The sequence below is a fragment of the Virgisporangium ochraceum genome, assembly GCF_016863655.1.
GTDB classification, from domain to species: Bacteria; Actinomycetota; Actinomycetes; order Mycobacteriales; family Micromonosporaceae; genus Virgisporangium; species Virgisporangium ochraceum.
Genome location: NZ_BOPH01000020.1, coordinates 1 through 24,186 on the forward strand (window position 1 = coordinate 1; position 24,186 = coordinate 24,186).

17 protein-coding genes and 1 pseudogene are annotated in these 24,186 nt (G+C 75.4%); 10 read left to right on the forward strand and 8 right to left on the reverse strand.

Annotated features, from left to right (window positions below):
- Positions 1-753, reverse strand: a pseudogene (locus tag Voc01_RS07635) (glycogen debranching enzyme); the annotation flags it as partial.
- 227 nt (positions 754-980) lie between these two features.
- On the opposite strand from Voc01_RS07635, the gene Voc01_RS07640 reads away from it, so the two are divergent.
- The 3 genes from Voc01_RS07640 (at position 981) to Voc01_RS54595 (ending at position 2,702) form a co-directional block, all read left to right on the forward strand.
- The gene (locus tag Voc01_RS07640; RefSeq protein ID WP_203926579.1) at positions 981-1,223 is read left to right on the forward strand and encodes a hypothetical protein; all 243 of its coding nucleotides are present in this window, start codon (positions 981-983) and stop codon (positions 1,221-1,223) included.
- A gap of 46 nt (positions 1,224-1,269) precedes the next feature.
- Entirely contained in the window at positions 1,270-2,271 is a 1,002-nt protein-coding gene (locus tag Voc01_RS07645; protein ID WP_203926580.1) for a Ppx/GppA phosphatase family protein, read from the forward strand.
- A 98-nt stretch (positions 2,272-2,369) separates the two neighbouring features.
- Positions 2,370-2,702, forward strand: coding sequence for a ferredoxin (locus Voc01_RS54595; RefSeq protein ID WP_373873798.1), 333 nt, complete (start codon positions 2,370-2,372; stop codon positions 2,700-2,702).
- On the opposite strand, the gene Voc01_RS07650 is transcribed toward Voc01_RS54595, so the two are convergent.
- Positions 2,699-7,624 carry a diguanylate cyclase domain-containing protein gene (locus tag Voc01_RS07650; protein ID WP_203926581.1) on the reverse strand — a complete coding sequence of 1,642 codons (4,926 nt, stop codon included), beginning with the start codon at positions 7,622-7,624 and terminating at the stop codon, positions 2,699-2,701. The two genes, Voc01_RS54595 and Voc01_RS07650, sit on opposite strands and share 4 nt — an antisense overlap.
- A 155-nt stretch (positions 7,625-7,779) precedes the next feature.
- On the opposite strand from Voc01_RS07650, the gene Voc01_RS07655 reads away from it, so the two are divergent.
- Positions 7,780-8,880 (forward strand): hypothetical protein, encoded by a 1,101-nt coding sequence (locus tag Voc01_RS07655; protein ID WP_203926582.1) that lies wholly within the window; start codon positions 7,780-7,782, stop codon positions 8,878-8,880.
- A gap of 43 nt (positions 8,881-8,923) precedes the next feature.
- Here the strand turns inward: Voc01_RS07655 and Voc01_RS07660 are convergent, their stop codons facing one another.
- Entirely contained in the window at positions 8,924-10,228 is a 1,305-nt protein-coding gene (locus Voc01_RS07660; protein ID WP_203926583.1) for a cytochrome P450, read from the reverse strand.
- Positions 10,229-10,363: 135 nt separating this feature from the next.
- Here Voc01_RS07660 and Voc01_RS07665 point away from each other — a divergent pair, with 135 nt between their 5' ends.
- From Voc01_RS07665 to Voc01_RS07675, 3 genes are read left to right on the forward strand one after another with little or no spacing between them, the layout of a single operon-like run.
- Positions 10,364-10,861 carry a PadR family transcriptional regulator gene (locus Voc01_RS07665; RefSeq protein WP_203926584.1) on the forward strand — a complete coding sequence of 166 codons (498 nt, stop codon included), beginning with the start codon at positions 10,364-10,366 and terminating at the stop codon, positions 10,859-10,861.
- Positions 10,858-11,589 carry an ABC transporter ATP-binding protein gene (locus tag Voc01_RS07670; RefSeq protein ID WP_203926585.1) on the forward strand — a complete coding sequence of 244 codons (732 nt, stop codon included), beginning with the start codon at positions 10,858-10,860 and terminating at the stop codon, positions 11,587-11,589. The genes Voc01_RS07665 and Voc01_RS07670 overlap by 4 nt, the downstream gene beginning before the upstream one ends.
- Positions 11,589-13,358, forward strand: coding sequence for an FtsX-like permease family protein (locus Voc01_RS07675; RefSeq protein ID WP_203926586.1), 1,770 nt, complete (start codon positions 11,589-11,591; stop codon positions 13,356-13,358). The genes Voc01_RS07670 and Voc01_RS07675 overlap by 1 nt, the downstream gene beginning before the upstream one ends.
- A gap of 5 nt (positions 13,359-13,363) precedes the next feature.
- On the opposite strand, the gene Voc01_RS07680 is transcribed toward Voc01_RS07675, so the two are convergent.
- From Voc01_RS07680 to Voc01_RS07690, 3 genes are read right to left on the reverse strand one after another with little or no spacing between them, the layout of a single operon-like run.
- Positions 13,364-14,107 carry an ABC transporter permease subunit gene (locus Voc01_RS07680; RefSeq protein WP_203926587.1) on the reverse strand — a complete coding sequence of 248 codons (744 nt, stop codon included), beginning with the start codon at positions 14,105-14,107 and terminating at the stop codon, positions 13,364-13,366.
- On the reverse strand, positions 14,104-15,576 hold the full coding sequence (locus tag Voc01_RS07685; protein WP_239160029.1) for a DUF1349 domain-containing protein: 1,473 nt from the start codon (positions 15,574-15,576) through the stop codon (positions 14,104-14,106). Before Voc01_RS07685 ends, Voc01_RS07680 begins: the two co-directional genes overlap by 4 nt.
- A complete protein-coding gene (locus Voc01_RS07690; protein WP_203926588.1) occupies positions 15,573-16,499 on the reverse strand; it encodes an ATP-binding cassette domain-containing protein in 927 nt (308 codons plus the stop codon). Before Voc01_RS07690 ends, Voc01_RS07685 begins: the two co-directional genes overlap by 4 nt.
- 87 nt (positions 16,500-16,586) lie before the next feature.
- Between Voc01_RS07690 and Voc01_RS07695 the strand changes: the two genes are divergently transcribed.
- The 3 genes from Voc01_RS07695 to Voc01_RS07705 are packed head-to-tail and all read left to right on the forward strand — an operon-like array spanning position 16,587 to position 21,603.
- Entirely contained in the window at positions 16,587-17,243 is a 657-nt protein-coding gene (locus Voc01_RS07695; RefSeq protein WP_203926589.1) for a response regulator transcription factor, read from the forward strand.
- Positions 17,240-18,265 carry a sensor histidine kinase gene (locus tag Voc01_RS07700; RefSeq protein WP_203926590.1) on the forward strand — a complete coding sequence of 342 codons (1,026 nt, stop codon included), beginning with the start codon at positions 17,240-17,242 and terminating at the stop codon, positions 18,263-18,265. Before Voc01_RS07695 ends, Voc01_RS07700 begins: the two co-directional genes overlap by 4 nt.
- 14 nt (positions 18,266-18,279) lie before the next feature.
- Positions 18,280-21,603 carry an NB-ARC domain-containing protein gene (locus Voc01_RS07705; protein WP_203926591.1) on the forward strand — a complete coding sequence of 1,108 codons (3,324 nt, stop codon included), beginning with the start codon at positions 18,280-18,282 and terminating at the stop codon, positions 21,601-21,603.
- Here the strand turns inward: Voc01_RS07705 and Voc01_RS07710 are convergent.
- Together Voc01_RS07710 and Voc01_RS07715 are read right to left on the reverse strand one after the other, a co-directional pair.
- Positions 21,570-23,267: an outer membrane protein assembly factor BamB family protein gene (locus tag Voc01_RS07710; RefSeq protein WP_203926592.1), complete on the reverse strand. Its 1,698-nt coding sequence runs from the start codon at positions 23,265-23,267 to the stop codon at positions 21,570-21,572. The two genes, Voc01_RS07705 and Voc01_RS07710, sit on opposite strands and share 34 nt — an antisense overlap.
- Positions 23,264-24,142, reverse strand: a complete 879-nt coding sequence (locus Voc01_RS07715; protein ID WP_203926593.1) for a hypothetical protein — start codon at positions 24,140-24,142, stop codon at positions 23,264-23,266. The genes Voc01_RS07710 and Voc01_RS07715 overlap by 4 nt, the downstream gene beginning before the upstream one ends.
- Positions 24,143-24,186: the final 44 nt, after the last annotated feature.

The following is a 24,186-nucleotide window of genomic DNA, read 5'->3' on the forward strand; positions in this document are numbered from 1 at the left end:
GGCCTTGAACTCCTGCACCTGGCCGCCGGACTCCTGGAACGAGGCGTACTCGTTGTGCGGGGCGAAGAAGCCGATGGTGTTGTAGCCCCAGTAGTTCGACAGGCCCTTGTCGGTGAGGCCACCCTCCTGGACGAACTGGTGCACCGGCATCAGCTCGACGGCCGTCACCCCGAGCTTCTTCAGGTACTCGATCATCACCGGGTGCGCGAGGCCGGAGTACGTGCCCCGGACGTCCTCGGGAATGCGCGGGTGGTTGATCGTCATGCCCTTGACGTGGGCCTCGTAGATGACCGTCTGGTGGAACGGGATCCGCAGCGGCGTGTCGTTGGCCCAGTCGAAGTGCGGGCTGATGACGACCGACCGGGCGGTGTACGGCGCCGAGTCGGCGTCGTTGTACGAGTCCGGGTCGTCGAACCGGTGCGAGAACAGCGCCTCGTTCCACTCGAACCGGCCGTCGATGGCCTTGGCGTACGGGTCGAGGAGAAGCTTGTTCGGGTTGCAGCGCAGCCCCGCCGCCGGGTCGTACGGCCCGTGCACCCGGTACCCGTAGCGCTGGCCGGGCCCGATCCGCGGCAGGTAGCCGTGCCACACGAGCGCCTCGCGCTCGGGCAGGTCGATCCTGGTCTCCGTACCCGCCGCGTCGAACAGGCACAGCTCCACCCGCTCGGCGACCTCCGAGAACAGCGCGAAGTTCGTGCCGCCCCCGTCGTACGTCGCACCCAGCGGATACGCCGACCCCGGCCACACCCTCACAGCAGACCCCCTGATGCCTTCGTTCGCGGTGACTCCGGCTTCCGTCGCTTCCCGATCTCCAGCGGCGCCAAACACGCGGGTGATTTTGCCCTCTCGACACCCTTCCCGTGGGTGAACCTGCCGCTACTACCCGTCCGGTTGCCGGCGGCCCGGCTCACGGTTGACGGTGGCGCCGCGGGGTAGCGGGCGGGGCCGCTGCCATGACGGGGGAAGGGGCGTGTCCGGCGATGGGAGCCGATTACATGGGCGTGGTGGAGACCGCGGGGCTGCTGCGGCAGGTGACGGCCGGCATCGTCACCAGCACCCGAGCTGACCCGCGAACGGCGCTGGCCGTGGTGGTGCCGGCTCGCCGTCAGCGGCAGGCGCCCGAGGTGCTGCGCGAGGCCGCGGACGCCGTCGGTTCGGACCTGTCCGTGGTCGCCGCGAAGCTCGTGTCCACGGTGGCCGCCCGCGCGAACCGGCCCCGTTGAGGCCGGAGTGAGGTGTGAGAATGGCGGATCGGGGTAGCACGCGCGCATGCGGACGGGTGTACTCGACATCGGCTCGAACGCGGCGAACCTGCGCGTCGTCGACGCGGGCACCGGGGCGGCGCCGGTGCCCGTCTTCCGCCAGAAGGCGCCCACCGGGCTCGCCGACGCGATCGGCGCCGACGGTACGGTCAGCGCGTCCGGGATCCGGCGGCTCGTCGGCGCCGTCGAGGCGACCGTCGCCGCGGCGCGCGCCCAGCGCGTCGACGAACTGATCCCGTACGTGACCTCGGCCGTGCGCGACGCCACGAACCGCGACGAGATCCTGGGGGTGCTGCGCGCCCGGACCGGCCTCGAGGTCGGCTTCCTCAGCGGCGAGGAGGAGGCCCGGCTGACCTACTTCGCCGTGCACCGGTGGTACGGCTGGTCGACCGGTCCGCTGTCGCTGCTCGACATCGGCGGCGGGTCGATGGAGATCGCGCGGGGCCGCGACGAGGACCCGACGCTCGCGGTGTCGCTGCCCCTGGGCGCCGGCCGGCTGACCCGGAGCCACCTGCCCGAGCACCCCGCCCGCCGGCGCCACGTCAAGCGCCTGCGCGCACACGTGCGCGCCGTGCTCGCCCCGATGCGGCGGACGGCCTCCCCCGGCACCGTGGTGGCGACGTCGAAGACGTTCAAGCAGCTGTCCCGCTTCGCGGGCCGCCCGGGTACCACGCCGGGCACCCGGCTGCTGCACCGCCACGACCTGCACGCCTGGATCCCCCGCCTGGCGGCGATGACCCCCGACGAGCGGGCCAAGCTTCCGGGCGTGCGCGCGGCCCGGGCCAGGCACCTGCTCGCGGGCGCCGTGGTCGCGGAGACCGCGATGAAGACGTTCCGGGTCGACGTGGTCGAGGTCTGCCCGTGGGCCCTGCGCGAAGGCATCCTCCTGCGCCGGCTGGAGCCGCTACCGCTACCGGACACGCTGCGCACCATGCGGCTCGACGGCCCGCCGGCGGCCGGCGTCAGCGACCTCGACGACTACCGGAGGCGGTCGCGCACGTACCGGTGAGGTCGCGCACGCACAGGTGAGGTCGCGCACGCCCACTCGACAGCGACCGACGCGCCCGTCGAGGCCCACCTGGCGGGCCGCTGCGTCGAGGAGCGCGGATGACCAGACTCCACATCGACTGGACCGCCTGCGACGGCCGCGGCCTGTGCACCGAACTGCGGCCCGAGCTCCTCACCGAGGACGACCTCGGCTACCCGCTGGCCGCCGGACCACGGCCGGAGGTCGCGCCGCTCGCGGTCGCGCCGTGGTCGAGGTCTGCGCCGATCTTGCACTTGTGGCCGCCTCTATTTGCCGAAATGTCATGCTTTGAGGGAGGCCACAACTGCAAGATCGGCGGCGATGGGCGACGTCGTGAGCGCCGTGGAGGCACGTTCGGACGCTCTGTCTCGCGGGGGGTCCGGGTGTCTGTTGATCGCGACCCGGGACACTAGGGCGCGACGCGGACCTGGTCGCGGCCGGAGCGCTTCGCCTCGTACAGGGCGCCGTCGGCGCGCGCGACCAGTTCGTCCACTGTGGACGGAGGGGCCGGTACCGTCGACGCGGCGCCGACGCTGACCGTGACGTGCCCAGCTCCGCTCTCCACGTGCGGGATGCCCAACGTCGACACCGCGGCGCGGAACCGTTCGCCGACCCGGTGCAGCACCTCCACGCCGGCGCCGGGCAGGATCACCGCGAACTCCTCGCCGCCGTACCGGCACACCAGGTCGGTGCCGCGCACGCAGTCGGCCAGGGCGGCGGCCACCCGGCGCAGGCAGTCGTCGCCGGCGACGTGTCCGTAGTGGTCGTTGTAGCGCTTGAACGAGTCGACGTCGAGCAGCAGCACCCCGAGCGGGCCTCCCCGGGACAGGGCCCGCTCCCACTCCGACGCGAGCACCTGGTCGAAGCGGCGCCGGTTGGCGAGCTGGGTCAGCTCGTCGGTGCGGCTCATCTGTTCCAGCTGCCGGTTCGCCGCGGCCAGCGCGACGGTCCGCTCGTTGACCCGCGCCTCCAGCGACGCGTACAGCAGCGCGTTGGTCAGCGACACGGCCAGCTGGCCGGCGATCAGCTGTACCGCGTCCATCCGCTGGCTGGTGAACATGTGCCGGCTGCGGTCGTTGACCAGCATGAGCACCGCCCGCATGGTCCCCTGGTGCCTGATCGCGACCGCGAGCAGCGAGCAGTGCCCTCGTGCGGCGACGTACGGGTCGGCGGCGAACCGGTCGTCGTGGGCGGCGTCGGGGCTGACGAGCGTGGTGCCGGTGCGCGACACGAACCTGAACGCGGTCACCGGCACCTCGCCGCGCGCCCCGGCCTCCTCGACCGGGATGCGGTCGCCGCTGTCGGAGGTGAGCACGAACCAGCCGTCGCGGTCGTCGTCGTGCAGCACGAGGAGCACGTCGGTGGCGCCGGTCAGCGCGGTCAGCTGGTCGACGATCGTGGCGCGTAGGCGGCTGAGGCTGGTCTGCGAGCTCAGCGCCTGCGAGGCGCGCAGGATCGCGAGCGTGTCGATGCGGTCGGCGTCCTCCCGCGCGGTCTCCGCGCGGCGCGTCTGCGTCACGGGACGCCCGACCGGCCGACCGAGCCCGGTGGCGCCCCACGACGCGTAGGTGTGCGCGGCGTCGGCGGCGGCGAGCCGGGCCGACCGGTGCCAGCCACGCGCGGTGTAGAACGCCGCCGCCCGGTCGGCGACGAGGGCCCGGTGCCAGGGCCGGTCGCGCAGGTCCGCCTCGTCGCGGGCGGCGTCGAACGCGGCGGCCGCGGCACCGACGTCGCCGGCCGCGGCGGCACGTTCGGCGTCGATGAGCAGCAGCAGGTGCCGCAGGTTCACCGGCGTGTCCGCCACCCGGGCGGCGATCCAGGTGCGCAGGCTCTCGCAGTCGGCCGAGCCGGCGAGGGCCAGGGCCCGCAGCACCCGCGCGACCGCCGTCGGGTATCCGGGCAGGAACGCGACCAGCTCCATCGCGCGGGCGGTGTGCCGGTCGAGCAGGTCCCGGTCGTCGAACACGGCCGCGGCCACCGACCGCAGCACGTGGTAGGTCGCCGCGGCGATCGGGCTCGCGGCCACGGCCTCCAGGTACCGCTCCTCGGAGAAGGAGTCGTCGTCGAAGCTTCCCGGCGCGGCCGTCTCCCCGCGCAGGCACCGGGCCAGCTGGCGGTGGCCGAGCGCCACCTCGACGCTGTGCTCGTTCGCGGTGCGTTCGGCGAACGCCAGCACCGTGGCGATCTCGTCGACGTAGGTCTCCAGCGACTGTCCACAGTCGAGCTGCGCCGCCAGCCGCACCAGGCCGGTGTGCGCGGCCATCTGGAGGTCGCCGGCCTGGGTCAGCCCGGTGTGCGCGAGCCGCGCGTGGCTGATCGCGTTCTCCAGCGGCTCCGCCCACGGCATCAGGTGCAGCGAGAACCGGTGCCGCAGCACCGACGTCTCCGGCTCCCACCCGCGGTCCTCCGCGACCGCGAGCACGTGCCGCCCGATGAGGTAGCCGATCCGGTGGTCGCCGGTGACCCCGGCGACCACGAGCCCGGCGCAGCCGAGGTTCGCGGCGAGGTCGGGCGCCGGGCCGTACCGCACCCACAGCCGCCGGCTCTCCAGCACCACCCAGGCGAGGAGCCAGCGCGAGCCGACCATGAACGCCGCGGCGAGCATCCGGTCGAACAGCCGCCCGGTGGCGCGGCACCACGGGTCGGTCACCTCGGGCCGGGCGAGGTCGGCGGCCAGGTCGAGGTCGGCGGCCCACAGGGACAGCTCCGGCAGCCGGCCGGGCACCTCGGCGGCGAACTCCGGTCCGGGCACGTCGTGGCCGAGGCGGGTCAGCAGGTCGACCGCGAGGTCCACGGCGTCGCCGTGGCGGTTGCGCTGGCCGAGGCTGCTGATCTGCACGCACGCCGCGTCGACGAGGTGCAGCGGGTCGGCCGCGCGGCCGGCGAGGTCGGCGAACACGTCGTCGGCCGCCTCGAGCCGGCCGAGGCCGTACAGCGTGCGGTGCAGGTCCACCGACAGTGCCCGCCAGTCGGCGTCGGCGCCGGCGCAGGTGCCGTGCGTCGGCGTCCGCCACAGCTGCGCCGCCGCGGTCAGGAACCGTTCGGCCGCGGCGAGGTTGCCGCGCCGCCGGGCGGCGACGGCCGCCGTGATGTGGACCGCGACCACGGGTCGCCATTCGTCGTCACCGAGGGGGTGACCGGCGGCGGCGAGGTACTGGCACGCGGCCGCCTCGGTGAGCCCGCCGGCGTCCGCGTCGGTCGCGGCCGCGCGCGGGTCACGCGCCGTCCCGTCGGTCGGGGCGTCGGTGACGGCCGTCCGCAGGCGCCGGGCGGCGCGCAGGTGCAGCGGCGGTCTCCGGGACGCGGAAACGCCCTCCACGAGCGCCAGCCGCACCCGTTCGTCCGGGAAGCGCACGGTCTCGGGCCGTCCGGCCGGGTCCGGTTCGAGGGTGACGAGCCCGTCCTCGATGGCCGGCCACAGCCGGTCGCGCACGGTGGCCGCCGGCAGGGCCGCGGCGATGGCGAGCGCGTCGAGGCGGCACTCCACGTTGATCATCGCGGCGATCCGCAGGAGCCGTCGGCACCGCCATGAAACCGCGGCCAGCCGCGACGCCACCTGCGCGGTGTCGTGGGTGCGGGCCGTCCGGCGGATGAACGCCTCGTCCCACCGCCAGCCGGACCCGCCGAGCACCAGCCCGCCCTCCCGCCGCAACGCGTTGACGAGGTCGACGGTGGCCTGCGGGTTGCCGTCGGTGCGGGCGGCGACGGTGCGCGCGAACGGCTCCACGACGTCACCCGGCAGCCGCAGCATCTCGGCGAGCATCGCGGTGAGGTCGGCCGCGGGCAGCACGCCCACCGGAACCGAGGGCGCGGTCACCCCGGAGCGCTCCCACCGGGCCAGTGCCGCCTCCAGCTCGGTCGGCACCTCGGCCGGCCGGTACGCGCCGACCACGAGCAGGCCACGCGGACCGGGGTCCGACAGCAGCGCGTCGAGCGCGCCGAGCGTCACCGGACCGGCCCGGTGCAGGTCGTCGAGCACCACCACGATCGGCCGCTCCGGGGTGACGGCGGCGCTCAGCGCGTCACGCACCGCCCGGCACAGCCGCACCGGGTCGGCGCCGCCGGTCGGTTCCGGTCCGGCGCCGGCCGGCTCGTCGAGCAGCACCGCGAAGTCGGGGACGGCGGCGGCCAGCAGCAGCGCGTTGGCGCCGAGTGCCCGCCTGATCCGGTCGCGGGCGGCCAGCAGCACCGGTTCCGGCTCGGCCAGCAGGTGCCGCGCCACGTCGGAGAGGGCGACGACGACCGCCGGTGCCGTGCTCCCGGCGCCGGCGCACGACGCGCTGACGTACCAGCCGTGCCGTTCGGCGACGTCGGGCCGCAGCTCGTCGGTCAACGCCGTCTTGCCGGCGCCGGCGGCACCGACCACGAACACGCCGTGGAACGTCCCCTCGACCGCCGCGGTCACGGCGGCCCGCAGCGCGGCCAGCTCGCCGGTGCGGCCGACCGGGCGAGACGGCGCCCGCAGCCGCTGCGGGAAGTCCCACTCCCCCAGCCGCAGCGGCCGGTCCGGTGCCGCGAGCACCGCGGCGAGGTCGCGCACGAGCCCGTCGGCGCTCTGGTAGCGGCGGGCCGGCTCCTTCTCCAGCAGCCGGGCGACGATGTCCGACAGCCCCACCGGCACCGTCGGGCACACCTCCACCAGCGGCGTCGGCACGGTGACGATGACGTCGTGCAACCGGGTCAGCTCGTCGCCCGTGTCGACCGGTGGGCGTCCGCTGACGAGCTGGTACAGCACGGCGCCCAGCGCGTACAGGTCCACCCGCTCGTCGACCGGCAGCCCGGTGCGCCCGGTCTGCTCCGGCGCGAGGTAGAACGGCGTGCCGACCACGTCGTCGGGGCCGGCGGGCCCGGCCGCCGGGCGGCCCTCGGTGATCGGCACGGCCTGGTCGAAGTCGATGAGCACCGGCGTGCGGACCCCGTCGGCCGCCGCGAGCAGGATGTTGGCCGGGCTGAGGTCGCGGTGCACGACGCTTCGGTGGTGAACGCCGGCCAGCGTGGTGGCCAGGGCCAGGCCGATGCGGGTCACCTCGACGGGGTCGAACGGTTCGGAGAGCATGGCCTCGTCGAGCCGCACGCCGTCGACGTCACGCAGCACGACGGCGCCGGGCATGGTGACCCCGGCGAGCTCGGCGACCCCGGGAACCCCCGCCAGCCGCTCCAGCACCGCGCGTTCGGCGTGCGCCCGCACCGACGCGCCCGGCCCGAGCGGCTCCTTGCAGATCACGCTGACGTCGGAGCCGGCCGGCCAGATCCGCCGGACCCGGGTGCGGTCGCTGCTGTAGAGCAGCTGGGCCCGGGGCACCGCCGGGAGCTCCACGGCGCCCTCTACCAGCATGCCGGCGATCCCTACGCTCCGGTGACGTTCCTCACCCGACCAGTCGACCGTCCCGCCGCGCTCCTGAGGAGATCTGTCGGATCGGCGACGCGGGGCGCCGAACGGCCCGTCCCCGGGGCTCCAGACCCACAGCGGACCGACCTCTGGAGCACCCGATGAGCCAACAGCCACCTCCCTGGCCCGAACCCTGGGCCGTGCACGCCTCGGTCGAGGCCGACCGGATCGGGCACCGCCTCGACGCGGCCGCGCCCGAGCCGTCGTCCTCCGCCGACCGGGCGGCCCGCGCCGCGGTCGAGTACCACCTCGACCGGGCCCGCGAGGCGTCCCGGTGCACGCGCAGGCCGAAGCGGCGCTCGTGGCGCGACAAGTGGCGGGGCACGTCGGTCGAGGCCGCGTTCATGCACCTCCACGCCGCCAAGGTGTTCCTCGTCGATCTGCTGCCGGCCGCCGAGGTGGAGGCGCTGCTGCCCGACGTCACCGCCCGCGTCGCCGCGACGCTCGACCGCAACGACCCGCGCCGGGTGGAGGCCGAGGCGCTGCTGCGCACGGCGCGGGGCCAGGCCCGGCGCGCGGTCGTCAAGCAGCTCATGGAGACCTCCTACGACGCGGCCGACGAGGAGTACGTGCGCCTGCGCGACTTCCGCAACATCATCCTGGTGACGGCGGCGGCCATCGCGGTGTTCACCGCCGTCCTCGTCGGCACGGTGTTCCTCTGGCCGGACGCCATCCCGTTCTGCTTCGAGCCCGGCGTCACCACCGCCGCGACCGACCTGCGGCCGGTGCAGCAGGTGCACACCGTGTGCCCGAGCGGCGGCGGGCAGCGGCCCTCGTCCGGCGACATCCTCATCATCGCCGGCCTCGGCGCGGTCGGCGGCGTGCTCGGCGCGCTCGTGGCGGTCCGCCGGCTGCGCGGCTCGTCCACGCCCTACTGCGTCGCGAAGTCGTTGGCCGTGCTGAAGGTTCCGTCGGGCGCGCTGAGCGCGGTCATCGGGATGCTGCTGCTGTCGGGCGGGTTCGTCCCGGGCCTGTCCGAACTGGACAACCAGCCGCAGATCCTGGCCTACGCGCTCCTGTTCGGCATCGCGCAGCACCTGGTGACCCGGGCCGCCGACGACCGCGCCCAGCAACTGCTCAACCACCTGCCCAGCAAGGATCCCCGGTCGGAGACGGCCCAGCCGTCGGTGACCCCGCTGGCCACGACGGACCGTGCTGAACGGGTCCGGTGGCGGCGGCGGGGCTGGAAGCTGGTCGGCTAGCTGCCGGCCGGCTCGACGATCCACTGTGGACAGTCCGGCGCGGTCAGGCCACCGCGGCGGTCAGCCTCACCGGGAGCGACTCGTACCCGCGCAGGATGCGCGTTCCCCGCCGGCGCGGCTCGCCGGCCGGGGCCAGGTCCGGGTAGCGGGTGAAGAGCGCCCGCAGCGCGACCTCGCCCTCCAGCCGGGCCAGGGCCGCGCCCAGGCAGTAGTGCACGCCGCCGGAGAACGCCAGGTGCTCGCGCGCGTTGGCGCGGGTCACGTCGAAGCGGTCCGGGTCGTCGAAGACTGCCGGGTCGCGGTTGGCGCCGCCGATCAGCACCGACATCACCTGGTACGGCCGGATGCGCCGGCCGGCGATCTCGGTCTCCGTGCGGCAGATCCGGCCGGTGTTCTGCACCGGCGAGTCGTACCGCAGCACCTCCTCGACCGCGTTGCGCCACCGGGCCGGATCGTCATCGAGGGACGCGCGTTGGTCCGGGTGCGCCATCAGCAGCGCGCTCCCGGTCCCGATGAGGTTGACCGTGGTCTCGAACCCGGCGGCGAGCAACAGTCCGGCGGTGGCGACCAGCTCGTCGTCGGTGAGCCGGGCCTGCCCGTCCTCGACGTGCACCAGGCGGCTCAGGAGGTCGTCGCCCGGCGACGCGCGCAGCCGCCGCAGGTGCCCGCGCATCCACTCGTTGCCGCGCCGGATGGCGACCTCGGTGGCCGCGTACCGGCGCAACGGCAGGCCGATGTCGAGGGTGGGCGCGGCGGCGGCGCCCCAGCGCAGGAACTGCTCGCGCATCGCGACCGGCACACCGAGGATCTCGGCGATCACCGTGACCGGCACCAGGCCCGCGTATCCGGCGACGAGGTCCACGTCGGCGCTGCCCGCCATGCGGTCCAGCAGGTCGTCGCACACCTCGGCGACGCGCGGCCGCAGCGCCTCGATGGCCCGCGGCGTGAAGACCTTCGACACCAGGCGGCGGTAGCGGGTGTGCTCCGGCGGGTCGACGACGAGCATCGACGGCGGGTCGACCGGTCCGATCGGCCGGCGCCACTGCCCGATCCGGCGCAGCACGGACACCGGCGCGGGAACCGGCCGGGAGTGCAGGCCCACGCCGAACGCGTCGCTGCGCAGCACCGCGGTCGCGACGTCGTGCCGCGCGGTGCTGAGCGCGAAGCCGCCGGTCACGATCGCGCCGCGGTCGCGGACGCTCCGGTAGTAGGCGTAGTGGTCGGCCCGGCGCGCGGGGTCGAGCAGGTAGGCGGCCTGCTCGTCACCGCGCCGGGCCGCCGCCCGGATCCCGATCCGCACCAGGCCGTGCCTGTTCAACCACCGCACCGTCGTGCCGGGTCCGATCATCGGTCGCGCTCCGTCCCGGTACCGCTTAGTACCACCGGGACCAGTCTCGCCGGGCCGGTCACGCCGGTCAATCGCCGGCCTTGACATCCGGGGGCTAACGGTTAGAGGCTATGGCTAACGGTTAGGGAGGACCCCATGCGGCAGGAAGTGCTGCTGGCGATGCTGGCCAAGGAGCCGACGCACGGCTACCAGCTGCGGGCGCGGCTGCGCGACGCGCTGGGCCCGCTGGGCGACGCGATGAACGACGGGCAGGTGTACGTCACGCTGACGCGGCTGGAGAAGGCCGGCCTGCTGGCGGCCGAGAAGACCGCCGAGAGCAAGGTCTACACGCTCACGGCCGCCGGCCACCAGCGGGTCGCCGCGTGGGTCGCCGAGGTGGAGTGGCCCCGGCCCGACCTGGCCGAGTTCCACCTCAAGCTCGTCGCGGCCGCGGCGGCCGGCCTGGCCGACCCGCTGACGATCGTCGACACCCAGCGCCGCGAGCTGCTGCGCCGGCTGCGTGACGCGCAGCGCGCCGCCCTGGCCGAGCCACCCCGGTCGGCGGCGGCGCTGCTGCTCGAGGGCATCGTGCTGCGGCTGCAGGCCGACCTGCGCTGGCTGGAGGCCTGCGAGCGCACCTGGAGCAGCCGGTGACCGCCGTTGTCCGGACCCGCGGGCTGCGCAGGACCCACGGCTCTGGCGACAGCCTGGTCCGCGCGGTCGACGACGTCGACCTCGAGGTCGCCGCCGGCGAGACGGTCGCCGTGATGGGACCGAGCGGTTGCGGCAAGTCCACGCTGCTGCACCTGCTCGGTGGGCTCGACCGCCCCACCGACGGCGAGGTGTGGCTCGGCGGCCGGCGCGTCGACACCCTCTCCGAGCGGGCGCTGGCCCGGATGCGCCGCACCGAGGTCGGCTTCGTGTTCCAGTCCTTCCACCTCATGGAGGAGCTGACCGCCGTGGAGAACGTCGAGCTGTCGGCGCTGCTGGCCGGTCGCTCGCCGCGCGCCGCGCGCCGTCGCGCCGAGGAGCTGCTGGACCGGGTGGGGCTGGCCGACCGCGCGCGGTTCCTGCCGTCGGCGCTGTCGGGTGGTCAACGGCAGCGGGTCGCGGTCGCCCGGGCGCTGAGCAACGAGCCCGCCGTCGTGCTCGCCGACGAGCCGACCGGCAACCTCGACAGCGCCGCGACCCTCGACGTCCTGCGGCTCTTCGAGGAGCTGCACCGGCAGGGGCAGACGCTGGTGATCGTCACCCACGACGCGCGGATCGCCGCCACCGCCGACCGGCTCGTCTCGATGCGCGACGGCGCGTTCGTCGACGAGACCCGGCTGACCGGCGGCACCACGGGACAGCTCGGCGCCCTCGTCGGCTGGGACGACTGATGGGCCGGCTCCTGCTCGTCGGCCGGCTCGCGGTGCGCGACCTCGGCCGGCGGCGCACCGAGACCGTGCTCCTGCTGCTCGCGATCCTCGCGGCCACCACGACGCTCACGCTCGGGCTCGTGCTGCGTGACGCGGCCAGCGACCCCTACGAGAGCACCCGCGTGGCGACCGACGGTCCCGACGTGGTCGCCACCGGACGCCAGCCCGACGACCTCGCGGCCCTGGCCGACGAGCCCGGCGTGACCGACCACAGTGGACCGTTCCCGGTGGCCGCGGTGGAGCTGGCCGCCGGTGGACGCACCTCCGACGCGCAGGCCGTGGGCCGCGACGCCACCGCGTCGGTCGACCGGCCCCGCGTCGTCGACGGCACCTGGGTCGGCGACGGCGGCGTCGTGCTCGAGGCGGCGTTCGCGGCCGCGTTCGACGTGGGCGTTGGCGGCACGGTGACCCTAGACGGCCGCCCCTTCACGGTGGTCGGCACCGCCGTCACCGCCGCGATGCCGCCGTACCCGAAGTCGTCGTGCGTCTTCCCGTGCGTGAACGGCGAGCCCGGCGCCGGCGTGCCCGCCGGTGTGCTGGAGAACCCCGGCCTGGTCTGGCTCACCCGCGGCGACGCGCTCGACCTCGCCGGCGACCGGCCCGCCTACGTGCTGAACCTCAGGCTGGCCGACCCCTCGGCCGCACCGGCGTTCGCCGCCGCGCACGGCCCCCTGACGCAGCCCTGGCAGGCGATCCGCGACGACGCCACCGACCTGGCCCGCGACTCCCAGATCCTGCTGCTGATCGGTGCCTGGCTCCTCGGTCTGCTCGCGGTCGCGAGCCTCTCGGTGCTCGTCGGCGGCCGGATGGCCGACAGGACCCGCCGCGTCGGGCTGCTGAAGGCGGTGGGCGCCACACCCGGCCTGGTGGCGGTCGTGCTGCTGACCGGGTACGTCCTGGTGGCCCTCGTCGCGGCCGCGGGTGGCCTGGTTCTGGGCGCCCTGACCGCTCCCCTGCTCACCGGTCCCACCGCGGGGCTCGTCGGCAGCGCCGGCACCCCGTCGCTCACCGCGTCGACGGTCGGGCCGGTGACCGCCGTCGCCGTGGGGGTGGCGGTGCTCGCGGCGGCCGTTCCGGCGCTGCGCGCGGCCCGCTCCAGCACCGTCGCCGCCCTGGCCGACGCGGCCCGTCCACCCCGCCGCGCCGGCTGGCTGATCGCGGTGTCGCGCCGGCTGCCGGTCCCGCTGCTGTTGGCGCTGCGGGTCGCCGCGCGCCGTCCCCGCCGGACGGTCCTGGCCGTGCTCAGCGTCGCGGTGACCGTGAGCGGCGTCGTCGTGGTGCTGGCGCTGAACGCGTTCCTCGACGGCACCGGCGCCTACGGCACCGACCAGGTGGCCGCGCTGCGCCGGGTGCTCGCCGTCTGGATGGCTGTGCTGCTGTGCCTGGCCGCCGTCAACGCCGTCGTCATCGCCTGGGCCACGGTCCTCGACAACCGCCACCCCTCGGCGCTGGCCCGTGCCCTGGGCGCCACCCCCCGCGACGTCACCACCGCGCTGGCTACCGCCCAGATCCTGCCGGCCCTCGTCGGCGCGCTGCTGGGCGTCTTCCCCGGCGGGGTCGCCCTGTACGCCGCGATCAACACCATCACCGGCGCCGACAGCGGCCGCGCCCCGCTCCCACCGCCGTGGCAGCTGCTCGCCGTGGTCCTCGCCACGGTGGTGACGGTGGCGGCGCTGACCGCGGTCCCCGCCCGCCTCGGCAGCCGCCAGCCGGTGACCCGCTCCCTCTGACGCCCTCAGGCGTCCCGCCTCGTGAGCAGCACGGCGGCGAGCACCAGGGCGCCCACCGCCCACAGGCACAGGACCCCCAGCCCCTTCCAGGGGCCGATGGGTAGCTCGTCGAGCCCGCGCGTCGCCTGCACCGCCAGGCCGGCGTTCATCGGGCCCAGCTGCTTGAGGTGCTTCTCCAGGTCCGCGTCCCGGACGGCGGTCGCGAGGATCGGCACCACGTAGAGCAGCGCCAGCACCGCGCCGATCGCGGTCGCCGAGTTCCGGGTGACGGTCGCCAGGCCCAGGCTCAGCAGCGCGACCAGCACCAGGTACAGCACCGAGCCCACGGCCGCGCGCAGCACCGCGCCCGAGCCCAGGTCGGGTGGGTCGTCCAGGTAGGCGCGGCCGGCCCACAACGACAACAGCGTCGAGGGGACCGCGGCAGCGCCCACGATCGCCGCCAGCACCACGGCCTTGGCGGCGAGCACGTGCGTACGGCGGGGTACGGCGGCGAGGGTCAGCCGCATCGTCCCGCTGCTGTACTCGGTGCCGACCGCGAGCACGCCGAGGACCGCGACGACCGCCTGCCCCACCGCCACCCCGGTGAGGCTGACCTTCGCCGGGTCGAACGCGCACGTGCCGTCCGCGCAACGGGTCGCCACCGCGGCGAGCAGGCTGACGCCCGCCGTCGTCACCACCACCGCGAGGGCCAGCCAGACCGTGCCGGGAGACGTGCGCAGCTTGGTCCACTCGCAGTTGACCGCGTTCACGCGTCGGCCCCGCGCAGGCGCGACCACGCCAGCCCCAGCGTGAGCGCCGCCCAGCCGGCCAGAACCGCGAAGCCGCCCCACGGCGGCAGCGGGAAGTAGCCGCTCGCCACGACGTAGAGGTTGTCGACCTGGGCGTACTCGTGGGCGCTCTGCTGCACCGCGAACGCGGCCGCCGGGGTCACCCGCAGCAGCCAGTCGGCGGCCGCGTCGGGCAGGACGGTCACCGCGAGCAGGTACGGCAGCACGACGGTCACCACGGCCGCGGTCACCGCGACGGCGCCGCGCCGCACGAGCGCGCCGAGCCCCACCCCGAGGACGGCGGCGACCGCGAGCAGCGCGCCGGTGCCGAACACCAGCCGCAGCACCGTGCCGGTCGGCGTCGCGTTCACGTACGCGCCGTTGCCCTCCAGCACCGTCCGACCGGCGGTGACCACGACCGCGGCGGCCAGCACCCCCACGACGAACGACACCGCGCCGACCACCGTCGCCTTCGCGGCCAGGATCCGCCCGCGCGACGGGTTCGCCGCGAGCGTCGTTCGGATCAGGCCGGCCCGGTACTCGGCGGTCACCGACATCGTCGCGACCACGAGCACGAAGACGAGCCCGAGGAACGTGCCGACGAGCGTCTGGGTCAGGCTGGTGCCGAGGCCGGAGGCGCCGGCCACGGCGGGGGCGATGTCACCGGACCCCGTGAGCGTCACCGCGTCGCCGGCGCGCTCGACGGTCGGCGGTGGCGGTGCGGCGGGACCCCCGTCACGCGACCCGATGCCCTCGCCCGTCCACCCGGTGCCGGTCCAGGCGCCGTCGGTGGTGATGCTGTCGAACGTGGCGGTGGCCTCGCTCGGGCTGCCCGAGGCGCCGGCGGGTCCGATGCCGTCACGGGTGGTCTCCGAGAACTGCGGCGAGGCGACGAACAGCCCGGCCTCCACTGTGGACGGTAGGTCCGGCAGCCGCACGGTGGCGACCGTCGTCCACCGGACGCCGTCGGCCGACGCGGCTCCGGTGACGGTGTCACCGGCGCGGGTCAGCCGCAGCCAGCGGGTGTCCGCCGGTCCGGCCGTGTCGTGGATGAAGTCGTGCTGCACGCGGACCCCGTGCGCGCCGGTCAGCAGCACCGCCGCGTACGTCGAGCCCTGCCGGGTGCCGTCCTTGACGATCAGGCCGGCCTTGGCCCAGCCGACCAGCTCCCGGCGGGGCTCACCCTCGGGCGTCGGGATCTGACCGGTGAACGACGCGACCCGCGCCGTGATCGAGCCGTCGCCGGCCAGCGGGCGGTGGGCGAACGTGAACCGGTCGGTGACCTCGCCGCCGTCCGGTCCGGTCGGCAGGGCGCAACTGTCGTCGCAGGTCCCGCCCGGGCCGGACGCCAGGCCGAGGCCCACCACCGCGACGAACGCCAGTGCCAGTGCGACGACCCAGCCGCGCACGGTGCGCAGCTTCGTCCACTCCGAACGCAGAAGCCTCGTCACCGCGGTACCCCCTGGTACTCGACGGCGTCCCGCGTCAGCTCGAGGTAGGCCTCCTCGAGGGTGGCCCGGTGCGCCGACACCTCCGAGAACGGCACGCCCGCCCGGTTGAGCGCGTTCACCACCCTCTCGGCGGGAAGGCCGGCCACCAGCAGCGTGTCGTTTCCGGTCACCGTGACGTGCGCACCCGCGTCCCGCAGCGCCGGCGCGGCCTCCGCCACGGCCCTGCCCTCGGCGGTGCGGACCGTCACGCGACCACCCGCCACCGACGCCAGGAGGTCGGCCACCGCCGCGTCGGCGATCACCCGGCCCCGCCCGACGACCACGACGTGGTCGGCGATGCCCTGCAGCTCACCCATGAGGTGGCTGGAGACCAGCACCGCCCGCCCGGAGGCGGCCAGCGACCGCAGGAACCCGCGCATCCAGATGATGCCCTCGGGGTCCATGCCGTTGAACGGCTCGTCGAGCATCACGACGGACGGGTCGCCCAGCATCGCGGCGGCGATGCCCAGCCGCTGGCGCATGCCCAGCGAGAACCCGCCCGCCCGCGTGCGGGCCACCGACGCGAGGCCGACGAGGTCGAGCACCTCGTCGGTGCGCCGGGCCGGCAGCCCCTGCGAGTGGGCCAGCCACAGCAGGTGGTTGCGCGCCGTGCGCGACGGCTGGAGCGCGCCGGCGTCGAGCAGCGAGCCGACCGTACACAGTGGACGGTCCAGCGTCCGGTAGGGCCGGTTCCCGATCAGCGCGGTGCCGGCGTCGGCCCGGTCGAGCCCGAGGACCACCCGCATGGTGGTCGACTTGCCGGCCCCGTTCGGGCCCACGAACCCGGTGACCCGCCCGGGCGGCACCGTGAACGACATCCCGTCCAGGGCGAGGGTCGACCCGAACCGCTTGCGCAGCCCGTCGACGATGATGCTGTCAGTCATGACCGACGGTCTACGCGCCGGCCGGTGTCGGGCCCGTGTCGCCGGCCGACACCCCGTTGGCACCTTCCGTTTGGCATGGTGGACCCTGTGCGCGTACTGATCGTCGAGGACTTCGGGATCCTGGCCCGGACCATCGCCACCGGGCTGCGGCGCGAGGGCATGGCCGTCGACGTCGTCGGCGACGGCGCCGACGCCCTGGAACGGCTCGCGGTCAACCGGTACGACGTGGTGGTGCTCGACCGCGACCTGCCCGGCGTGCACGGCGACGACGTGTGCCGGCGCATCGTCACCGACCACCCGGCCTCGCGGGTGCTGATGCTCACCGCGGCCGGCACGGTGGCCGACCGCGTCGGCGGGCTCGACCTCGGCGCCGACGACTACCTGCCCAAGCCGTTCGACTTCGCCGAGCTCGTGGCCCGCATCCGGGCGCTGGCGCGGCGCCCGACCACGTCGCTGCCGCCGGTACTCACCCGCGGCGACCTGACCCTCGACCCGGCGCACCGGGTGGCGACCCGGGCCGGCCGGCGGCTCGACCTCAGCCCGAAGGAGTTCGCCGTGCTCGAATGCCTGCTCGCCGCCGGTGGCCGGCCGGTGTCGGCGGAGGACCTGCTGGAGAAGGTGTGGGACGAGGCGGCCGACCCGTTCACCACCGCCGTGAAGACCACCGTCCGGCGGCTGCGGACCAAGCTCGGTGACCCGCCGGTGGTGCACACCGTGCGCGAGGCGGGATACCGGGTCCCATGACGCTGCGGACCCGGCTGACGCTGCTGTACGCGGTGCCGTTCCTGGCCTCCGGTGCGGTGCTGGTGGCGATCCCGTTGCTCCAGACCAGCTCCACGCGGCCGGTCGGCACGGGCGGACCGCCGGAGGGAACCGTCGACGGTCCCGTGCTGGACCGCATGGTGGGCGCCGCCGTCATCGGGCTGGCCGCGATGGTGGTCGTGTCGGTGGTCGCCGGTTGGCTCGTGGCCGGCCGCTTCCTCCGTCCACTATGGACCATCACCGCGACGGCCCGCGACATCTCGGCGAGCAACCTGCACCGGCGCCTCGGACTGGAACGAGCCGGCCGCAGGGACGAGTTCACCCTCCTCGCCGCCACCCTCGACGACCTGTTCGCCCGGCTGGAGGCCGCGTTCGAGTCGCAGCGGCGGTTCGTCGCCAACGCCGCACACGAGCTGCGGACCCCGCTCACCGCCGAACGGACGCTGCTGCAGGTCGCGCTCGCCGACCCCGACGCCACCGTCGACTCGCTGCGCGCGGCCTGCGGCGAGGTACTGACGCTCGGCCGCGCCCAGGAGCGCCTGATCGACGCGCTGCTGACGCTGGCGACCAGCGAACGCGGCCTGGAGCACCGGGAGCCGGTGGACCTGGCGGCGATCGCCGGCGAGGTCGCGCGCTCCCGCGCCGCCACCGCCCTCGGGCCGGCCGATACCACCGGCGACCCCCGGCTGGTGGAGATCCTGGTGTCCAACCTCGTCGACAACGCGGTGCGGTACAACGTTCCCGGTGGTCGCGTCGACGTGACGACCTCGGCCGCCGACGGGCAGGCGCTGCTGCGCGTGTCGAACACCGGGCCGGTCGTGCCGCCCGGGGAGGTGGAGCGGCTGTTCGAACCGTTCCAGCGGCTGGGCGGGGAGCGGCTGGCCGGCGGGCACGGCCTGGGGCTGGCGATCGTCCGGGCGGTCGCGACCGCGCACGGGGCGACCGTCACCGCCGACCCCCGCCCGGACGGCGGCCTCACCGTCGAGGTGCGCTTCCCGCGCTGACCTATCCTGTGGTGGTGTCCGGCCCGGGAGTGCCCGCCCAGAGCAACCAGGCGTCGGCGGGCGGGTCCGTCTACGCCGTCCAGGGCGGGGACCTGTATGTCGGCGTCGCGCCGCCGGCACCGCAGAGGCCGTGGATGGCACCGCCGCTCGACCGGGAGGCCGTCGACCGTCCGGCGCTCATCGAGCGGCTGGTCGCGGCGTTGGGTACCGGTGACACCGTCGTCGGGCTGGTCGGCACCGGCGGCTTCGGCAAGACCACGCTCGCCAAGCAGGTCTGCGGCCATCCCGGCACCGCCGCGTCGTTCACCGGCGGGCTGCTCTGGACCACCGTCGGCGAGGCCGCCACCGGTCCCGACGTCGCCACGCGGCTGAACGACCTGTGCGCGCAGCTGACCGGCGTGCGGCCCGGCCTGTCCGACCCGGAGCAGGCCGGGTTCCGCTTCGCCCGGGTGCTCGACGCGCACCCCGGCCCGGTGCTGCTCGTCGTCGACGACGTGTGGACCGAGGAGCAGCTGTCGCCGTTCCTGCTGGGCGGCTCGCGCTGCCGGCGACTCGTCACCACCCGGAACCAGGGTCTGATCCCGGCAGCGGCGACCACCGTGCGGGTCGACCGCATGCGGCCCGACGAGGCGCGGGCGCTGCTGACCCGCGGCGTCGCCGACCTCGGCACCGCCACGGTCGACGAGCTGCTCCGGCGCACCGGCGGTTGGCCCGTCCTCCTGGACCTCACCAACCGGGCCCTGCACCGCGCCGCGCGCAACGCCGCCCGGGCCGGACGGACCGCCGACGACGCCGGCCGGCGCATCGCCGGTCAGCTCGCCGTGGCCGGACCCGGCGCGCTCGACCCGACCGACGCGCGCCAGCGCCGGCGGGCCGTGGCCGCCACCGTCGAGGTGAGCCTCGACCTGCTGCCGGCCACCGCCCGCGACCGGTACGTCGAGCTGGCCGTGTTCGCCGAGGACACCGACATCCCGGTGGCGACGCTCGGTCTGCTCTGGGAGCCGACCGGCGGCCTCGACGACATCGCGGTCGAGCGGCTGTGCGAGGAGCTGTTCGACCTGTCGCTCGTGCTCGGCTACCGCGACGAGCCGCCCGCGGTGCGCCTGCACGACGTGCTCCGGGACTACCTGCGCCACCTCGCGGGGTCCGAGAGGCTCGCCGCCCTCACCGGCGCGCTGCTCGATCGCGCCGGCGCGCTGCTCACCGGTCCCGGCTCCTGGTGGACGCTGCCCCCGACGCAGGGCTACCTGCGCGACCACCTCGCGTTCCACCTCGCCGAGGCCGGCCGTGACGGGGAGCTGGCCGCGCTGGTGACCGACCTGCGGTGGATCGTCGCGCGGCTGGCCACGGGCGGCCCGGCCGGGATCGAGGCGGACCTCGCGCGGGTCGACACGCCGGCCGCGGCGGCGCTGGGCCGCGGCATCGCCCGCGCCGCGCACCTGCTCGCGCCGCTCGACCCGCCGGAGGCGCTCGGCGCCGTCCTGGTGAGCCGGCTGGAGGACGCGCCGTTGGACCGCTCGCATCTGGGCAGGCCCTACCTGGCCAACCGGTGGCCGCTGCCCGACCAGCCGCACCCGGCGCTGCGGCGCGCCGTCGGCGGCCACACCGCGGCGGTGACGGCGGTCGCGGTGGCGCCGGACGGGTCGTGGGTGGTGACGTGCGCCGACGACGGCAGCGTGCGGATGTTCGACCCGGTCAGCGGCCTGCCGCGGGGCCAGCTCGTCGGGCACACCGACCGGGTGTCGGCGGTCGCGGTCGGCGCCGACCGGCTCGCCACCGGGAGCGACGACGGCACGGTCCGCGTGTGGTCGCCGTCGTCGGGCCGCGTCCGCGCCGTCCTGACCGGACACACCGACGCGGTGACCGGCGTGGCGCTGGCACCGGACGGGGCCTGGCTCGCCAGCGTCGCCCGCGACCGCACCGGCCGGGTCTGGGACACCGCGACCGGCGCGGCGGTGCGGGTGATCGAGCTGGTGAACACCGCCGACGCGGTGGCGGTCGACCCGGCGGGCCGGTTCGTGGTGACCGCCGGGATCGACCGCGCGGTGCGGCTCTGGGACGTGGCGACCGGCGCCATCGCGCGGATCCTGTCCGGGCACGACGCGACCGTGAACGCGGTGGCCGTCTCGCGGGACGGCGCGTCGGTCGCGTCCGCGAGCGACGACGGCACCGCCCGGGTCTGGGACGCGGCGACCGGCGAACCGCGGGCCGTGCTGCGCGGCCACGGCAGCGGTGTCGACGCGGTCGCGTTCACCGTCGACGGCCGGGTCGTCACCGGCAGCGGCGACCGGACCGTGCGGATCTGGGACCTCGACGGCGGGCACCGGACCCTGTCCGGTCACACCAGTGCGGTGACGGCGGTGGCGGCCGGCCCGGACGGCACGTGGCTGGTGACCGGCAGCGCCGACCGCACGGTGCGGATCTGGGACACCGGCGCCGCGGCGGCGACGAGCACACCGGCGGGCGCGCAGGCCGTGGCGGTCGGGCCCGACGGCTCGTGGGTGGCGTTGGGCTTCGGCCAGCGCGTGGTCCTGTGGGACGCCACCACCCGCGAGACGCTGCGGACGCTCGCCGGGCACTCGCTCGGCGTCAGCGCGATCGCGGTCGCGCCCGACGGCGCATGGCTCGCCACCGCGAGCGGCGACCGCACGGCCCGCCTCTGGGACGTCCACAGTGGACGGATCCGGGCGGTGCTGGAGGGCCATACGGACTGGGTCTCGGCGGTCGTCGTCGCGCCGTCCTGGATCGCCACGGGCAGCGACGACGCGACGGTGCGGCGGTGGGCCACCGACGGCCGGCCGCTGGAGGTCCTCGGTGGACATTCGAGCGCGGTGACCGGCCTGGCGGCCGGACCCGGCGGGGCGTGGCTCGCGTCGTCCAGCCGGGACGGAACCGTGCGGATCTGGGACCTCGACGGCGGCCACCGGGTCCTCGCCGGCCACACCGACTTCGTCTGGACCGTGACCGCCTCACCCGACGGAACCTGGCTGGCCAGTGGCGGCGCCACCCGCGACCGGACGGTGCGCATCTGGGACACCGCGACCGGCGAACCACGCGCGGTCCTCACCGGCCACGCCTCCGGCGTGACCCACGTGGCGGCGTCCCCCGACGGCCGCTGGCTGGCCAGCACCGGCGACGACGGCACGGTGCGCATCTGGGACCCGGCCTCCGGCCGCCCGGCCACCGCCATGCGCGTGGACGGCGCGGTCCACCGCTGCGCCTGGCTCCCGACGGGCGACGGCGTGTGCGCGATCGGCGCCGGTGGCACGTACCTGTTCGGTCTCACCCGAGAGGAGTGGCCAGGTCAACCGACGATGGTCACCTCGGTACGGCGGTAGGCCGTGCCACAGGCCATGACGAGGCGCCCGGGTCCGGGCAGCAGCCTGCACACACGTCCGATCGGGCCCACCCCGGCGGGTATCCCTAGCCGCCGGGTGCCGACAGCGCCGGTGGCGAGGTCGACGGCGGCCAGGTCGGCCTCGCGGGCGCCGAGACCGGGCTGCACCAGAACGTAGGCGGTCCGGCCCACGACCAGGTGCGCCAGGACGTACGCGTCCCGACGGTCGCTGAGGGGGGCCGTGGCCCAGCGCACCTCCCCCGTCGGCTGGTCGACCCCGATCACCCGGGCGCTGCCGATGTTCGGCGGCCAGGCCTGCGCCGACACGCCGTCACCGACCATCGGCGGCGTGCACCCGACGACCGGATCGGTGTACCGGAGGCGTGGCGCGCCGGAGACCGCGTCCAGGACGGCCGTCTCGCAGGTCGCCGCTCCCTTGACGAACCTGTGCAGGTGGACGTCGCGACCGGTGACCCGCACGGACACCATGGTCGATCCGTCCGGCCCCCGCTCCGTCCACCGGGCCTTTCCGCCGTCGGCGGAAAGGCCCACGACCTGCCAGCCCGACGTGCGGTCGGGTTGCTCGCAGCGGTACGCCACCACGACGGTGTCCGCCGCGGTGGTGGAGTCCTCGTACCGGCATCCCGCCGCCGGTGGGTCGGGGACCTGCCAGCGGACGTCGCCCGTCCGGGCGTCGATCGCGAAACCGCTCCCGGACGTGCCGGGGTCGCCGTTGAACAGCACGATCACCGGGCCGACGGCCGCGGCGCGCAGCGGAAGGGACGAGACGTCGACCGGTCTGTCGCTCGGCAGGACGCGCGACCACCGCCGGACACCCGTGGCCACGTCGAACGCGACCGCCGTCGGGCGGTCGGAGGTCGGCCGGACGACCACGACCGAGCGGCGGTCGCCGCTGACCAGGACGTGCGAGAACCTCTTGTCGGGGTCGCGGAAGTGCCACCGCGGCCGTCCGGTCGACGCGTCGCGGACCTCCACCCCGCCGGCGATGTCGACGACCAGGTAGCGGCCGGCGTCGTACACCGGACCGGCCGCGGTGAACGAGGCGGGCGGCCGGTCGAGGTCGCCGGGCGGCCCGGCGGCGGGGCCGTCGAGCGGGCGGGCGGTCGTGCGGTCGGCGGTGGTCGACGCCACCGCGAGAGCCGCCAGCGTCACGACGACCGTGGCGACCGCGATGCCCACGCCGGTCCGATCGTGGCTCCGTGCGGGCATCGCCGGCGGCGCCGCCGGTTCGGTGTCCGGACCGTCCTCCACGGTCGCCACCAACGCCCATCCGTACGCCAGCGCGACGCCGACGACGACCATCAGCACCGCCGCGCCGGTCACCGAGTCGGCGGCCACCGGCAGTCCGGCGGCCTGCGTCACCACGGCGGCGGCCAGGACCCCCACGGCGGTGGCACCCGCTCCGACGGCGGCAGCGACCCAGCGGATCCTCCGGCGGGGATGCAGGTGCACGGCCTGTCTCCAGAGCAGGGCGGCGACGGCCACCACGAACACGGTCGTCACCATCACCGGCCGGCTCCAGCGGCGTCCGCCCCATTCGACCGCCGGCGGCCACAGCACCGCCAGCACCGTCACCGCGAGGAGAACCCGTCCGGTCCAGCGCACGACACCGACCGGCACCTGCCGGGGCCAGGTGATGGTCATCGGAGGCATCCGTTCGGCTGGTTGACCCCGAACGGCGCCAGGAACACCTCGGTGCGCGCGACGTCGGCACCGGCCGGCACCGAGCGGATCCGGTCGGGCTCCACGCTGAACCGGCCCTGCCCGGGCGCGACGTCCAGACACCGGGTCGCGTCGGTCGCGGCGGCGCCGCCGACGATCCGGCCCGCGCCGTCGCGCCACAGCACGGCGACGCCCACCGGAATGCGCTCCTCGAAGCCGGAGGACGCGTTGAACGACACGGAGAACCGGCTTCCGGCGATCGCCCGCACCTCGCCTGCGGCCAGCGGGCCGAGCCGGATCACGCGTAGCCGACCCGGATCCCGTTGCAGGGGCTGGTCGACCGGCACCCAGGTCGGCGGCTCGACAGTCACCGTGAGCGCGGCGACGCCGCGACCGTCGAGCCATTCCTCGACGCCGATTCCGAACCGCTGGCCGGGGAAGACCGCGTACACGGTGTGCCGGGCGACGTCCTCCCTGCCGAACCGTTGCCGTACCGTGCCGCCGGCCGCGTCGACGGCCCGGACGGTCACCGCCACTGCGTACGCGATCCGTTCCCGGCTGGTGTTCTCCAGCAGCAGGCCGTAGGTGACGTGGTCGACGCGCGGGTCGGGGTCCAGCGTGAAGCCCTGCTCGACGACCCGGAGCACACCGCCGTCGGGCGCCTGCGCCGCCGTGACGGGAGCCACGCCCGACCACGACGGCACCGGTGCGCCCGTCGCGCCCGGCACCGGTCCGCTGTCGGGCACGGTGGCCGCCACGACGGCTGTCGCCCCGACGACGAGGACGGCCAGCCCCACGCCCGTCACCGCGACCGCATCGTCGACGGCACGGCGCACGAAAGTCCAGATCACAGCCACGGCCCCCCGATTCCGTTCCCGCCATCCTATTCACGCCGGTCGAG

What these genes read in the sequence shown, in the direction of transcription:
- Voc01_RS07645 (WP_203926580.1), top strand. Translation starts at nt 1,270, where the DNA reads ATGCGGACGGGTGTACTCGACATCGGCTCGAACGCGGCGAACCTGCGC.
- Voc01_RS07700 (WP_203926590.1), top strand. Translation starts at nt 17,240, where the DNA reads ATGACGCTGCGGACCCGGCTGACGCTGCTGTACGCGGTGCCGTTCCTG.
- Voc01_RS07710 (WP_203926592.1), bottom strand. Translation starts at nt 23,267, where the DNA reads ATGACCATCACCTGGCCCCGGCAGGTGCCGGTCGGTGTCGTGCGCTGG.
- Voc01_RS54595 (WP_373873798.1), top strand. Translation starts at nt 2,370, where the DNA reads ATGACCAGACTCCACATCGACTGGACCGCCTGCGACGGCCGCGGCCTG.
- Voc01_RS07640 (WP_203926579.1), top strand. Translation starts at nt 981, where the DNA reads ATGGGAGCCGATTACATGGGCGTGGTGGAGACCGCGGGGCTGCTGCGG.
- Voc01_RS07660 (WP_203926583.1), bottom strand. Translation starts at nt 10,228, where the DNA reads ATGATCGGACCCGGCACGACGGTGCGGTGGTTGAACAGGCACGGCCTG.
- Voc01_RS07665 (WP_203926584.1), top strand. Translation starts at nt 10,364, where the DNA reads ATGCGGCAGGAAGTGCTGCTGGCGATGCTGGCCAAGGAGCCGACGCAC.
- Voc01_RS07655 (WP_203926582.1), top strand. Translation starts at nt 7,780, where the DNA reads ATGAGCCAACAGCCACCTCCCTGGCCCGAACCCTGGGCCGTGCACGCC.
- Voc01_RS07675 (WP_203926586.1), top strand. Translation starts at nt 11,589, where the DNA reads ATGGGCCGGCTCCTGCTCGTCGGCCGGCTCGCGGTGCGCGACCTCGGC.
- Voc01_RS07650 (WP_203926581.1), bottom strand. Translation starts at nt 7,624, where the DNA reads ATGCTGGTAGAGGGCGCCGTGGAGCTCCCGGCGGTGCCCCGGGCCCAG.
- Voc01_RS07690 (WP_203926588.1), bottom strand. Translation starts at nt 16,499, where the DNA reads ATGACTGACAGCATCATCGTCGACGGGCTGCGCAAGCGGTTCGGGTCG.